The organism is Streptomyces specialis (assembly GCF_001493375.1).
Taxonomy (GTDB): Bacteria; Actinomycetota; Actinomycetes; order Streptomycetales; family Streptomycetaceae; genus Streptomyces; species Streptomyces specialis.
Map to the genome: position 1 here is coordinate 238,648 of NZ_LN929897.1, position 13,347 is coordinate 251,994.

Consider the following 13,347-nt stretch of genomic DNA (forward strand, 5'->3'; position numbering starts at 1 on the left):
AGCTGAGCCTCGGCCGCCCTACGGCGGTCCCACGGTCGATTCCGCGGGCTCGGTGACGGTCCGCATGGCCGCGGCGCAGGAGTACATCCGCGGCTGGCTCGGCGAGGAGCCGGCGGGGCCGCCCAGCAGTACGGTGTCGCCGGAGCTGCCGAGGACCTCGTTGTTGGCGAAGGTGCAGACGATCTGGGCGAGCCCCTCGCGCGACAGGTCGCCCGGCCGTAGGCTGAGCCGGAGCGCCGGTACCGGGTCGTCCGCCGCCGACACCTCCAGACCGATCGGGATCTCGGTGCTCAGGCCCGCCGCCTGCTCCTGCGGCGCCGGTTCCGACCGCAGCGCGTCCAGCAGCGCTTGGGCCACCGCGACCCGGCCCGCCGCGCTGTCGTCCTCCGGCAGGTTCATCTCGCGGCCCACGGCCTGCACGCGGGAGCCGCACACCAGATAGATCTCGGTGTTCCCCTCGCCGGTCTCCCCGGACGGCATGTCACAGCTCGCCCGGGTCGGCGCCGGACCGGCGTCCACCGGGACGTCCGTCGCCCTGATCCCGCAGCCGGCGACGGCCGCGGCGGCGGCCGTGGCGAGCAGCGCGGCTCCCGCGCGGGACACGGCCGCCCTCACCGGGTCTCCCCCTCGGTCGCGCCGGCCGCCCGGCGGCCCTCCTCGGCCCCGGGCCGCTGCTCCTCCTCCGGCGGGCGCGCCTCGCGCGGCAGGCGCAGGGTGAACACCGCCCCGCCGTCCGGCGCGTTGCGCGCCTCGATGTCGCCGCCGTGCAGATGGGCGTTCTCCAGCGCGATCGACAGGCCGAGGCCGCTGCCGTCCGAACGCGGCCGGGACGCGCTGGCCTTGTAGAACCGGTCGAAGACGTGCGGCAGGACCTCCTCCGGGATGCCCGGTCCGTGGTCGGCGACCTCGACGAGCACCTCGGAGCCCTCCTCGGTGATCGTGACCCGCACCGGGCTGCCGCCGTGCTTGAGGGCGTTGCCGATGAGGTTGGCCAGGATCACGTCGAGGCGGCGCGGGTCCAGCAGCGCCATCACGCCGCGCGGCGCGTCCACGTGGACCGCGTCGAGCCAGGCGCGGGCGTCGATGCAGGCCGTCACCTGATCCGCCATGTCCACCTCGTCCAGCACCATGCGGGCCGTTCCCGCGTCGAAGCGGGTGACCTCCATCAGGTTCTCCACCAGGTCGTTCAGCCGGCGCGTCTCGCTGACGACGAGCTGGACGGCGGGCGCGATCATCGGGTCGAGGTTGTCGACCTCGTCCTCCAGCACCTCGGTCATCGCGGTGATCGCCGTCATCGGGGTGCGCAGTTCGTGCGACATGTCGGCGACGAAGCGCCGGCTGGCCGCCTCGCGCGCGCTCAGGTCCTGCACGCGCCGTTCGAGCGACGCGGCGGCGTGGTTGAACGAGCGGGTCAGCTCGGCCAGTTCGTCGGCGCCGCGCACCTGGAGGCGGGTGTCCAGCTCCCCGTCGCCGAGCCGCTGGGCCGCGTCGCTGAGGCGTTGCACCGGCCGCAGCACCATCGTGGCGGCGGCCTGGGCGAGCAGCACCGAGCCGATCACCGCCAGCGCGGTGGCGATCCCCAGCGACCAGGCCAGCGAGTTGAGGTCGTCGCGCTCCGGGGCCAGGGAGGCGAGCATGTACCCCGTGGGGCCGCCGTCCATCACCTGTCCGCCGCCGATGAGATACGGGTCGCCGTCCAGCGTGATCCGCTGCCAGTACATGTGGTACGTCGCGGCGCCGTCGTCCTCGCGCGGCTCGTGCACGGCGTCCGTCAGCGAGTCGGGGACGGTCTCCAGCCGGAACAGCGACGGGTCGGACTCGGCGGTGCATATCAGGCCGTCGTCCCCGTCGGACACCAGCACCACCTGATAGTCCAGCGTGCTGTTCGCGACGTCGCGCGCCATGCCGCGCAGGTCGTCGCAGTCCGGCGCCTCGGGCAGCGCGCCCGCCTGGTCGCCCAGCGAGTCGCGGAAGTCGCGCAGGGCCGCGTTCTGGGCCCGGGTCAGCACGGCGTCCCGGTTCAGCCAGTACGCGATGCCGGACACCGAGACGGCGGCGACCAGTGCCACCACCGCGAAGACGGTCACCAGACGGAGCCGCAGGCTGGTCAGCCGCAGCAGGCGACGCAGCCAGCCGCGTACCCGGCCCTCCGCGGCATCGCTCACGAAGGGGCGTCCAGCCGGTATCCCACACCGCGCACGGTGCGGATGAGCTTGGGCGACGAGGGCACGTCCTCGACCTTGGCGCGCAGCCGCTGGACACAGGCGTCGACCAGGCGGGAGTCGCCCAGGTAGTCGTGTTCCCAGACCAGGCGCAGCAACTGCTGGCGGGAGAGCGCCTGGCCGGGCCGGCGGCTCAGCTCCAGCAGCAGGCGCAGCTCGGTCGGGGTGAGCTGGAGGTCCTCGCCGTTCTTCGTCACGGTCATGGCGGCCCGGTCGATGACGATCGCGCCGAACGTCGCCGCGTCGTTGGACTCCCGCTCCCCGCGCCGCATCACCGCGCGGATGCGGGCGTCGAGGACGCGGCCCTGCACCGGCTTGACCACGTAGTCGTCGGCCCCGGACTCCAGGCCCACCACGACATCGATGTCGTCGCTGCGCGCGGTGAGCAGGATGATCGGGAGCTGGTCGGTGCGGCGGATGCGGCGGCACACCTCGAACCCGTCGATACCGGGCAGGTTGACGTCGAGCACGATCAGGTCGGGCCGCTGTTCGCGCAGGTGCTTCAGACCGTCCTCGCCCGTCGCCGCCGCCACGACGCGGTGCCCCTGGCGCGTCAGGCTCAGCTCCAGGGCAGTCCGCACCGCCTCGTCGTCCTCGATCAGCAACAGGAAAGCCACGCGGGTCATTGTGTCCTATGGACCGGGCGGAGTTCGACTCTCCGCCGATTGAAGGGTCCCCGTCAGCCCGGCCGTTCGGTGTCCGGGCGACGCGGCCGCTGTGACACCGCTGTGACAGACGGAGGACTCCGTCATGAAACTGGCCCGGCAGTGTATTGCCCAGCGAAAGACACGGACGGGTCTCATGAGGGGGAGCGGGATGAGCGCGACGCACAGCGTCACCGATACGGCGGCGAGTGAGACGCGCCGGACCGCGGGGATGGTTCCCGTCCGGTACGGGGAGAAGTCCGGGGCCGCGCACCGGCTGGGGGGCCGGCGCGGCATCGGGCATCAGCGTTCGCCGCATTTGACCGCGGTGGACGCGCAGGGGGGACGTACCGGGGGCGTGCGGCGCCCGGGGGGCACGGAGGCGGAGTTCACCGCCTACGTGCGTGAGCGCCGCGCCTCCCTGTACGCCACCGCCTATCACCTGACCGGCGACCGGCACGAGGCGGAGGACCTGCTGCAGAGCGCGCTGCTGTCCACCTACCGCGCCTGGGACCGGATCAGCGACAAGGCGGCGGTCGGCGGGTACCTGCGCCGGACCATGACCAACCTGCACATCAGCGCCTGGCGGCGGCGGAAGCTCAACGAGTACCCGACCGAGGAGCTGCCCGAGGCGCCGGGGGAGCAGGACACGATGCGCGGCACCGAGCTGCGGACCGTGCTCTGGCAGGCGCTGGCGCGGCTGCCCGAGCAGCAGCGCACCATGCTGGTGCTCCGCTACTACGAGGGGCGCACCGATCCGGAGATCGCCGACACGCTCAACATCAGCGTCGGCACCGTGAAGAGCAGCATATGGCGCACCCTGCGCCGGCTGCGCGAGGACCGGACGCTCAGCATCGGCCAGGACGTCGAGGAGTCCTTCGGCGAGCTGGTCGCCTGACGCGGACACGGCCCGAGGGGAAGGGGAACGGCGGTCTCTTAAACACATCTGACGCTGCCGACGAAGAGGATAGGGGAGATGTCGGTGGTGGTCGGGATACTAGCAAAAAACAACAGACGTACATGACGCGTGAGCAGCAGGAGCTATCCCGCACGCGTGTGCGCCGCGTCCGGCGGGGCGGGCGCGGTCAGACGCCCATGGGGGGCCAGACGGTCTTCGTCTCCAGGAACGCCAGCAGCCGTCCGGTGCCCGGATCGGCCGTCCAGTCCTCGGCGGAACGGCGCGGCCGGCGCACCCGCTTGAGGTTCTCCGCGGCGACCCCCTCCAGCTCCGCGGCCAGCTCCTCGTCCGCGCCGGTCAGGTCGATCGCGTTCACGTCCTGGTGGGCGGCGAGGGTGGGGGCCAGCTCGGCGGCGCGGCCCGACAGCAGGTTCACCACGCCCCCGGGAACGTCGGAGGTGGCCAGGACCTCGCCCAGGGTCAGCGCGGGCAGGGGGGCGGTCCCGGCGGTGACGACGACGGCCGTGTTGCCGGTGGCGACGACGGGGGCGAGGACGGAGACCAGGCCGAGCAGCGAGGAGTCCCGGGGGGCCAGCACGGCGACGACGCCGGTCGGCGCGGGGGTGGAGAGGTTGAGGTAGGGCCCGGCGACCGGGTTGGCCGCGCCGGCGATCTGGGCCACCTTGTCGGTCCAGCCCGCGTACCAGACCCAGCGGTCGATCGCCGCGTCCACCGCCGCCCGCGCGGCGGACTTCGACAGGCCCTCGGCGGCGGCGACCTCGGCGCGGAACTGCTCGCCTCGGCCCTGGAGCATCTCCGCGACGCGGTACAGGACCTGGCCGCGGAGGTAGGCGGTGGTCCCCGACCAGCGGGGGAACGCCGCGCGGGCGGCGGTGACGGCGTCCCGCGCGTCCTTGCGGGAGGCGCGCGGCGCGTTGGCCAGCCACTGGCCCCGGGAATCCGTCACCTCGTACACGCGTCCGCTCTCGGAGCGGGGGAACGAGCCCCCGATGAACAGCTTGTAGGTCTTGAGGACGCTCAGTCGTGTCTCAGACATCGAGGTAGGCCTCCAGCCCGTGCCGGCCGCCCTCGCGGCCGTAACCCGACTCCCCGAAGCCGCCGAACGGCGACGTGGGGTCGAACTTGTTGAAGGTGTTGGACCAGACGACCCCGGCGCGCAGGCGGTCGGCCATCCACAGGATGCGGGAGCCCTTCTCCGTCCAGATGCCGGCGGACAGGCCGTAGGGCGTGTTGTTCGCCTTGGCCACGGCCTCGTCCGGGGTGCGGAAGGTCAGCACGGACAGGACCGGGCCGAAGATCTCCTCGCGCGCGATGCGGTGGGCCTGGCTGACGCCCGTGAAGAGGGTGGGGGCGAACCAGAAGCCCGTCCCGGGCAGGTCGCAGGCGGGCGACCAGCGCTCGGCGCCCTCGGCCTCGCCCGCCTCGGCCAGCTCCCGGATACGGGCCAACTGCCCGGCGGAGTTGATCGCGCCGATGTCGGTGTTCTTGTCCAGCGGATCGCCGACGCGCAGGCCCGCCATCCGGCGCTTGAGGGCGTCGAGCACCTCGTCGGCCACCGACTCCTGGACCAGGAGACGGGAGCCGGCGCAGCAGACGTGGCCCTGGTTGAAGAAGATGCCGCTGACGATGCCCTCGACGGCCTGGTCGAGCGGGGCGTCGTCGAAGACGATGTTCGCCGCCTTCCCGCCCAGTTCCAGGGTGAGCTTCTTGCGGGTCCCGGCCAGCGCGCGGGCGATGCCCCGGCCCACCTCGGTCGAACCGGTGAAGGCCACCTTGTCGACCCCCGGGTGGGCGACGAGGGCCGCGCCCGCCTCGCCGTCGCCGGTGACGATGTTGACCACGCCGGGCGGCAGGCCGGCCTGGCGGCAGATGTCGGCGAAGCGCAGGGCGGTGAGCGGGGTCGTCTCGGCGGGCTTGAGGACCACCGTGTTGCCGCAGGCCAGCGCGGGGGCGATCTTCCAGGCCAGCATCAGCAGCGGGAAGTTCCACGGGATGACCTGGCCCGCGACCCCCAGCGGCCTGGGGTCCTGGCCGTATCCGGCGTGGGGGAGCTTGTCGGCCCAGCCCGCGTAGTAGAAGAAGTGCGCCGCGACCAGCGGCAGGTCCACGTCGCGGGACTCGCGGATCGGCTTGCCGTTGTCCAGCGACTCCAGCACCGCCAGCTCGCGGGACCGCTCCTGGACGATCCGGGCGACCCGGAACAGGTACTTGGCACGTTCGGCCCCCGGCAGCGCCGACCAGGCGGGGAACGCGGCGCGGGCGGCGGCCACCGCCGCGTCCACGTCCTCCGGGCCGCCCCGCGCGACCTCGGAGAGGACCTCCTCGGAGGACGGGGAGATCGTCGTGAAGACCTTGCCGTCGGCCGCCTCGCGGAACTCGCCGCCGATGAACAGCCCGTGGGACGGCGCGATCCCGGCGAGCGCCGGGGACTCGGGCGCGGGTGCGTACTCGAACTTCATGGCGACTCAGTCCACCGTCACGTAGTCGGGGCCGGAGTACCGGCCGGTGCTCAGCTTCTGGCGCTGCATCAGCAGGTCGTTCAGCAGACTGGAGGCGCCGAAGCGGAACCAGCGCGGGCTGAGCCAGTCCTCGCCCGCCGTCTCGTTCACCAGCACCAGGTACTTCAGCGCGTCCTTGGCGGTGCGGATGCCGCCGGCCGGCTTGACGCCGATCCGGCGGCCGGTGGCGGCGTGGAAGTCGCGCACGGCCTGGAGCATCAGCAGGGTGTTGGCGGGGGTGGCGTTGACCGCGACCTTGCCCGTCGAGGTCTTGACGAAGTCGGCGCCCGCCAGCATCGCCAGCCACGACGCGCGGCGGATGGCGTCGTAGGTGGCCAGCTCCCCGTTCTCCAGGATCACCTTCAGATGCGCCCGGCCGCACGCCTCCTTCACGGCCAGGATCTCCTCGAAGACCTCCATGTACCGCCCGGCGAGGAACGCGCCCCGGTCGATCACCATGTCGATCTCCGCCGCGCCCGCGGCGACCGCCTCGGCGGTGTCGGCCAGCTTCACGGAACGGGCCGCGCGCCCGGCCGGGAAGGCGGTCGCGACGGAGGCCACCGAGACGCCGGTGCCGCGCAGCGCCTCGACCGCCACGGCGGCCATGTCGGGATAGACGCAGATCGCGGCCACGGACGGGGCGGAGCGGTCGGCCGGGTCCGGCCGGACGCCCTTGGCGCACAACGCCCGCACCTTGCCCGGGGTGTCGGCGCCCTCCAGCGTGGTCAGGTCGATCATGGAGATCGCCAGGTCGAGGGCGAACGCCTTCGCCGTCGTCTTGATGGAACGGGTGCCCAGCGCGGCGGCCCGGGCCTCCAGCCCGACGGCGTCGACTCCGGGCAGGCCGTGCAGGAAGCGGCGCAACGCGGCGTCGGTCGCGGTCACGTCCGCCAGGGGCAGTGCCGGTGCGGTGGTTGGCATGGTCACCAGACCAGCATATCTACGCGCGTAGTGGCGTGTCACGTCCGGAACCGGACGACGGAGGAACGCGGGGACCGGCCGGCGGGGGTGGTGTTGCGGCGACCCGGCGGTCCCCGGCCGGGGTCTCCGGCAGAATCGGACGCATGAGTGAGCCCCAGAAGTACGCGGATCGCGTCTACCGCTCTCCGGCCGCCATCCTGGCGGGAATCCTGCTGCTCGGCCTGGGGGGATGGCTGGGCGGGGACGCGATCGTGCGCGGTGACGGCCGGGCGCCCGTGACCGCCGCGTGCGTGCTGCTCTTCGCGGTGCCGCTGGTCGTGGCCTTCACCTTCCGGCCCGCGGTCTTCGCCTCCGACGAGCGTGTCCGGGTGCGCAACCCGTTCCGCACGGTCACGGCGCCCTGGGGCACCGTGGAGGCGATCCGGGCGAGCTACTCGACGGAGCTGCTGGCGGCCGGCAGCTCCCCGGGGGCGGGGGCCGGGGTGATGACCTCCAGGTAGCACTTGATCTTCGGCTCGGTGCCGCTGGGCCGGACGATCACGCGGGCCGAGGCGATGTCACCGGCCCCGGCGAGGGTGTAGCGCAGCCCGTCCGTCGGCGGCAGGGCCTCGGTGCCCCGGCTGAGGTCCTCGGCCATGGCGACCGGCAGGCCCGCCAGCGCGGCGGGCGGCGCGGCCCGCAGGCGTCGCATCGCGTCCGCGATCAGCGACAGGTCCGCCACCCGGACGGAGAGCTGGTCGGTGGCGTGGAGGCCGTGCGCCACGGCGATCTCGTCCAGCAGGCCGGTCAGCGTCCGCCCCCGCTCCTTCAGCTCCGAGGCCAGCTCGGCGATCCGGAGGGCGGCGGTGATCCCGTCCTTGTCGCGGACGCCGGACGGATCGACGCAGTACCCGAGGGCCTCCTCGTAGCCGAAGGCCAGACCGGGCACGCGGGCGAGCCACTTGAAGCCGGTGAGCGTCTCCTCGTACGGCTGCCCGGCCGCCGAGGCGATCTTCCCGACCAGGGAGGAGGAGACGATCGACGCGGCGAAGGTGCCGCGCACGCCCTGGCGCACCAGGTGCGTGGCGAGCAGCGCGCCGAGTTCGTCGCCGCGCAGCATGCGCCAGCCGCCGTCCGCCGCCGGGTCGGGAACGCCCACCGCGCAGCGGTCCGCGTCAGGGTCGTTCGCGATGACCAGGTCGGGCCGAGGGTCGGCGGCGCGGGCCGCGGCGAGGGCCAGGTCCATCGCGCCGGGCTCCTCCGGGTTGGGGAAGGCCACCGTGGGGAAGTCCGGGTCGGGCGCGGCCTGTTCGGCCACCTCGACCGGGTCGGGGAAGCCCGCGCGGGCGAACGCGGCGGTCAGCACCGACCGGCCGACGCCGTGCATCGGCGTGTAGACGGCCAGGGCGGTACGCGGCGAGCCCGCCGTCAGCGCCGCGTCCGTGCGCGCCAGATAGGCGTCGACGATCTCCTCGCCGAGCACCTGCCAGCCGTCCTCGGCGCGGGGCACGGCGTGCAGCGGCCCCACGGCGGCGATCTCGGCGGCGATGTCGGCGTCCGCCGGCGGCACGATCTGGCTGCCCTCGCCGAGGTAGACCTTGTAGCCGTTGTCGCGCGGCGGGGTGTGGCTGGCGGTGACGGCCACCCCGGCGACCGCGCCGAGGTGGCGGATCGCGAAGGCCAGCACGGGCGTGGGCAGCGGGCGCGGCAGCAGCGCGGCGCGCAGCCCGGCGCCGGTCACCACGGCCGCGGTGTCGCGGGCGAAGTCGGCGCTGCGGTGACGGGCGTCGTAGCCGATGACGACCAGGCCGGGGGAGCGCTTCGCCAGGTACGCGGACAGGCCGGCGGCGGCGCGGATGACGACCGCGCGGTTCATGCGCGTCGGGCCGGCGCCCATCTCGCCGCGCAGCCCGGCCGTGCCGAACTGGAGCGTCCCGGCGAACCGTTCGGCGAGCGCCGGCGTCGCGCCCCCGGCGATCAGCTCCGCCAGCTCCGCGCGGGTGTCCGGGTCGGGGTCCTCGGCGAGCCACTCCCGGGCGCGGGCGAGCAGCGCCGCCCCGCCCTCGGTCTCCTGCGGCATCGTTTCCTCTCCTCGCGTCGCGGTCACGTCGCGGTCAGATACGTCCTAGCACCCGCGCGAGGAGACCGCCCATCCGGGCGGCGGAGTCGCGGCCGGCCTGGAGGACCTCCTCGTGGTTGAGCGGCTCGCCGGTGATCCCGGCGGCGAGGTTGGTGACCAGCGAGATGCCCAGCACCTCGGCACCGGCCTCACGGGCGGCGATGGCCTCCAGCACGGTGGACATCCCGACCAGATCGCCGCCGATGGCGCGGACCATCCGGATCTCCGCCGGGGTCTCGTAGTGCGGTCCGGGGAACTGGACGTAGACGCCTTCCTCAAGGCTGGGGTCGACCTCTTTGCACAGCGCGCGCAGCCGCGGCGAGTACAGGTCGGTCAGGTCCACGAAGTTGGCCCCGATGATGGGCGAGGTGGCGGTGAGGTTGATGTGGTCGCTGATGAGGACCGGCTGGCCGGGGCGCATGCCCTCGCGCAGACCGCCGCAGCCGTTGGTGAGGACCACGACCTTGCAGCCGGCCGCGACCGCCGTGCGCACGCCGTGGGCCACGGCCGCCACACCGTGTCCCTCGTAGTAGTGGGTGCGGCCGAGGAAGACCAGCGCCCGCTTCTCCCCCACCCGGTGGGAGCGGATCCGCCCCGCGTGCCCCTCGACGGCGGGGGGCGGGAAACCGGGCAGTTCGGTGAAGTCGAACTCGTGCTGCGGTTCCCCCAGCTCGTCCGCCGCCGGGACCCAGCCGGAGCCCATGACCAGCGCGACGTCGTGGCCGGCGACCCCGGTCAGCTCCCGGATGCGGGCCGCCGCGGCGTCGGCCACGCCCTCGATATCAGATGCGTTCACGCGCGAAGCCTAACCGGTATTTGCCTACGCGCGTAGATGTCGGCCGGGACCAAGACCACCTCACCGGCCCCACCGGCCCCGGCGCGGGGCCCGCCGGGACCCGGTTCAGCAGGGGCGCTTGCGCAGCTCCATCACGTAGTCGTGCGGGGCGCCGGCCGACTCCGCCGCGTCGGCGATCTCGCCGAGATAGCGGGCCGAGGGCAGGCCGCCCTCGTAGGCGTTCAGCACGTAGACCCAGGCCGCGACCGTGCCGTCCAGGGTGTGGACCTGGACCCGGGTGCGGCGGTAGATGCCGAGACCGACGCCCTCCCACCGGTCGAGGGCGTCCTCGTCCATGGGGGCGATGTCGTAGAGGGCGACGAAGACGTCCGACGCCGGCTGCGACACGGTTTCGACGATCGTGGCCAGGGCACCCTCCCAGCCCATCTCCTCGCCGCCGAAGGTGAGTCGCCAGCCGGTGATCCAGCCGGTGCCACGCAGGGGCGAGTGCGGTGCGCGACGGGACATCAGCCGGGGGTCGAGGTTTCCGGCGTATGCGGCGTAGAGGGACATGGGACTGAGCGTACGGGAGGGGCGGCGGTGGCGGTCGGTCCGGCGCCACAGGGCCCCGGGGCGAGATCGGGCGAGTGGTGCGAGACACTGGAAACGTGACTCGGATCGTGATCATCGGTGGCGGACCTGGCGGCTACGAGGCGGCGCTGGTGGCGGCCCAGCTCGGGGCGGAGGTGACCGTCGTCGACCGGGACGGGCTCGGCGGCGCCTCGGTGCTCACGGACTGCGTGCCCTCCAAGACCCTCATCGCGACCGCCGAGGTCATGACGGGCTTCGACTCCTCGCACGAGGAGCTCGGCATAGAGATCGACCACGACGGGGACGGCATCGGGGACGAGGTGCGCGGCATCGGCGTGGACCTCGGGAAGGTCAACCGCCGGGTGAAGCGTCTCGCGCTGGCCCAGTCGCACGACATCACCGCGTCCGTCACCCGCGCGGGCGTCCGTGTGCTGCGCGGCCACGGCCGGGTGGAGCCGACGCAGTCCCCGGACGGTTCGCGCCGGGTCACCGTGGTCGGCACGGACGGCGAGTCCCGGAGCCTGGTGGCGGACTGCGTGCTGATCGCCACGGGCGGGACGCCGCGCGAGATCCCGGACGCCAGGCCGGACGGCGAGCGCATCCTCACCTGGACCCAGGTCTACGACCTCAAGGAGCTGCCCGAGGAGCTGATCGTGGTGGGCTCCGGCGTCACCGGCGCCGAGTTCGCCGGGGCGTACCAGGCGCTGGGCTCCCGGGTCACGCTGGTCTCCTCGCGGGACCGCGTGCTGCCCGGCGAGGACCCGGACGCCGCCGCCGTGCTGGAGGACGTCTTCCGCCGCCGGGGGATGAACGTGATGGCCCGCTCGCGGGCCGCCGCGGCCAAGCGGGTGGGGAACCGGGTGGAGATCACGCTGGCCGACGGCCGGGTCATCTCCGGCACGCACTGCCTGATGGCGGTCGGCGCGGTGCCGAACACCTCGGGCATGGGCCTGGAGGAGGCGGGCGTCAAGCTCAAGGAATCCGGCCACATCTGGACCGACAAGGTCTCCCGCACCACCGCCCCCGGGGTGTACGCGGCGGGCGACTGCACGGGCGTGCTGGCGCTGGCCTCCGTCGCCGCGATGCAGGGCCGGATCGCGATGTACCACTTCCTCGGCGACGCGGTGGCCCCGCTCGACCTGAACACCGTCTCGGGGAACATCTTCACCGACCCGGAGATCGCCACCGTCGGTTACAGCCAGAACGACGTGGACGAAGGCCGGATCGACGCGCGCGGGGTGAAGCTGCCGCTGCTGCGCAACCCCCGGGCGAAGATGCAGGGGGTGCGGGACGGCTTCGTCAAACTGTTCGCGCGGCCCGGCACCGGGATCGTGGTCGGCGGGGTGGTCGTCGCCCCGCGGGCGAGCGAGCTGATCCATCCGATATCGATCGCGGTCGACAACAGTCTGACGGTGGAACAGATCGCAAAAGCGTTCACCGTGTACCCGTCTCTGTCCGGCTCGATCGCCGAAGCGGCCCGGCAGCTCCATACACGGAAACTCGCCGGTGGCCAGTAGGCACAGGTCAGCGCGGGGATCACGGGAAAGCGCCCCTGGCATATAGCACGCCGGGGGCGTACGCACAGACAACTTCGGTAATTCTGCGCAACCGGCTGAAAGCAGATGGTCGTTGGGGTTACTGTCGGTTCCGTGTTCGCTGCAGAACGTCGTCAGATGATTCTTGAGATGGTGCGCGCCAACGGAGCCGTGTCGCTCCGTGAGCTCGCCCGCGTCGTCCAGACCTCAGAGGTGACCGTGCGGCGCGATGTCCGCGCCCTGGAGGCAGAAGGACTGCTGGACCGCAGACACGGTGGCGCGGTCCTGCCGGGAGGGCTCGCCCGGGAGTCGGGCTTCCCCCAGCGTGCCCTGGCCGCGACGGCGGAGAAGACCGCCATCGCGGAGTACGCGGCCGGTCTGGTCCGGGAGGGCGAGGCCATCGTGGTCGGGGCCGGCACCACGACGCAGGAGCTGGCCCGCCGGCTGGCCCGGGTGCCGGGCCTCACGGTGGTCACCAACTCCCTGCTGGTCGCCCAGGCCCTGGCGCACGCCAACCGCGTGGAGGTGGTGATGACGGGGGGCACGCTGCGCGGCTCCAACTACGCGCTGGTGGGCAGCGGCGCCGAGCAGTCGCTGCTCGGGCTGCGGGTGAGCCGGGCGTTCCTCTCCGGCTCCGGGCTGACCGCCGACCGGGGCCTCTCCACGTCCAACATGCTGGCCGCCAGCGTGGACCGGGCGCTGGTGCGCGCGGCGAGCGAAGTGGTGGTGCTCGCCGACCACACCAAGCTCGGCGCGGAGACGGCCTTCCAGACCGTGCCCACGGACTCGATCACGCAGTTGGTCACCGATCAGCCGCCGCCCGAGTGCGAACGGGCGGGCCTGGAGCTGGAGGCCCTGGCGAATCAGGGGGTGCGCATCTCCGTGGCCGGCCCGTGCGTCACCGGTGGCGCCAAGCCGGGCCCCGAGCGCGGGGACCCGCCGCGCCGCGGGGACGCCCCGGTGCCGCCGCCGCGCGGCGGCGGCGCGCATCCCGGGCTCGGCGCGTCGCCGCCGCTCGGCCAGCGCATGCCGGACCTGGCCCCGTCGCGCCGCAGATAGCGGCGGTGGCCGGCGGTCCCGCGAGACGCCACGGCCGCCGCCTGGAAGGCGGCGGCCGGGCCTGGCCGTTCCGGACGGGTGTGCC

13 protein-coding genes are annotated in these 13,347 nt (G+C 73.4%); 4 read left to right on the forward strand and 9 right to left on the reverse strand.

What is annotated here, in order from left to right; translation table 11 throughout:
* Positions 1-18: 18 nt before the first annotated feature.
* The 3 genes from BN2279_RS23775 to BN2279_RS23785 are packed head-to-tail and all read right to left on the reverse strand — an operon-like array spanning position 19 to position 2,839.
* Complete coding sequence (locus BN2279_RS23775) at positions 19-615, reverse strand: hypothetical protein (RefSeq protein WP_059013081.1); 597 nt, start codon at positions 613-615, stop codon at positions 19-21.
* On the reverse strand, positions 612-2,264 hold the full coding sequence (locus BN2279_RS23780; RefSeq protein ID WP_079032539.1) for an ATP-binding protein: 1,653 nt from the start codon (positions 2,262-2,264) through the stop codon (positions 612-614). Before BN2279_RS23780 ends, BN2279_RS23775 begins: the two co-directional genes overlap by 4 nt.
* Positions 2,162-2,839 carry a response regulator transcription factor gene (locus tag BN2279_RS23785; RefSeq protein WP_199827786.1) on the reverse strand — a complete coding sequence of 226 codons (678 nt, stop codon included), beginning with the start codon at positions 2,837-2,839 and terminating at the stop codon, positions 2,162-2,164. Before BN2279_RS23785 ends, BN2279_RS23780 begins: the two co-directional genes overlap by 103 nt.
* Before the next feature lie 199 nt (positions 2,840-3,038).
* On the opposite strand from BN2279_RS23785, the gene BN2279_RS23790 reads away from it, so the two are divergent.
* Positions 3,039-3,764 (forward strand): SigE family RNA polymerase sigma factor, encoded by a 726-nt coding sequence (locus BN2279_RS23790; RefSeq protein ID WP_059013085.1) that lies wholly within the window; start codon positions 3,039-3,041, stop codon positions 3,762-3,764.
* A gap of 187 nt (positions 3,765-3,951) precedes the next feature.
* Here the strand turns inward: BN2279_RS23790 and BN2279_RS23795 are convergent, their stop codons facing one another.
* From BN2279_RS23795 to deoC, 3 genes are read right to left on the reverse strand one after another with little or no spacing between them, the layout of a single operon-like run.
* Positions 3,952-4,821: an aldehyde dehydrogenase family protein gene (locus tag BN2279_RS23795; RefSeq protein ID WP_059013087.1), complete on the reverse strand. Its 870-nt coding sequence runs from the start codon at positions 4,819-4,821 to the stop codon at positions 3,952-3,954.
* A complete protein-coding gene (locus BN2279_RS23800) occupies positions 4,814-6,244 on the reverse strand; it encodes an aldehyde dehydrogenase family protein (protein WP_059013089.1) in 1,431 nt (476 codons plus the stop codon). Before BN2279_RS23800 ends, BN2279_RS23795 begins: the two co-directional genes overlap by 8 nt.
* Positions 6,245-6,250: 6 nt before the next feature.
* On the reverse strand, positions 6,251-7,204 hold the full coding sequence (gene deoC, locus BN2279_RS23805) for a deoxyribose-phosphate aldolase (RefSeq protein ID WP_059013091.1): 954 nt from the start codon (positions 7,202-7,204) through the stop codon (positions 6,251-6,253).
* A gap of 143 nt (positions 7,205-7,347) precedes the next feature.
* On the opposite strand from deoC, the gene BN2279_RS23810 reads away from it, so the two are divergent.
* On the forward strand, positions 7,348-7,704 hold the full coding sequence (locus tag BN2279_RS23810; RefSeq protein ID WP_059013093.1) for a PH domain-containing protein: 357 nt from the start codon (positions 7,348-7,350) through the stop codon (positions 7,702-7,704).
* On the opposite strand, the gene BN2279_RS23815 is transcribed toward BN2279_RS23810, so the two are convergent.
* The 3 genes from BN2279_RS23815 to BN2279_RS23825 all read right to left on the reverse strand — a co-directional run bounded on the left by BN2279_RS23815 (position 7,635) and on the right by BN2279_RS23825 (position 10,650).
* Entirely contained in the window at positions 7,635-9,263 is a 1,629-nt protein-coding gene (locus BN2279_RS23815) for a phospho-sugar mutase (RefSeq protein WP_059013095.1), read from the reverse strand. The two genes, BN2279_RS23810 and BN2279_RS23815, sit on opposite strands and share 70 nt — an antisense overlap.
* A 34-nt stretch (positions 9,264-9,297) precedes the next feature.
* The gene (locus BN2279_RS23820) at positions 9,298-10,098 is read right to left on the reverse strand and encodes a purine-nucleoside phosphorylase (protein ID WP_059013097.1); all 801 of its coding nucleotides are present in this window, start codon (positions 10,096-10,098) and stop codon (positions 9,298-9,300) included.
* A 105-nt stretch (positions 10,099-10,203) separates the two neighbouring features.
* A complete protein-coding gene (locus BN2279_RS23825; RefSeq protein WP_059013099.1) occupies positions 10,204-10,650 on the reverse strand; it encodes a gamma-glutamylcyclotransferase family protein in 447 nt (148 codons plus the stop codon).
* Between the two features lie 95 nt (positions 10,651-10,745).
* Between BN2279_RS23825 and BN2279_RS23830 the strand changes: the two genes are divergently transcribed.
* Both BN2279_RS23830 and BN2279_RS23835 read left to right on the forward strand, forming a co-directional pair.
* Complete coding sequence (locus BN2279_RS23830; protein WP_059013101.1) at positions 10,746-12,185, forward strand: NAD(P)H-quinone dehydrogenase; 1,440 nt, start codon at positions 10,746-10,748, stop codon at positions 12,183-12,185.
* A 156-nt stretch (positions 12,186-12,341) separates the two neighbouring features.
* Positions 12,342-13,262, forward strand: coding sequence for a DeoR/GlpR family DNA-binding transcription regulator (locus BN2279_RS23835; RefSeq protein ID WP_199827787.1), 921 nt, complete (start codon positions 12,342-12,344; stop codon positions 13,260-13,262).
* The last annotated feature ends 85 nt before the right edge of the window (positions 13,263-13,347 follow it).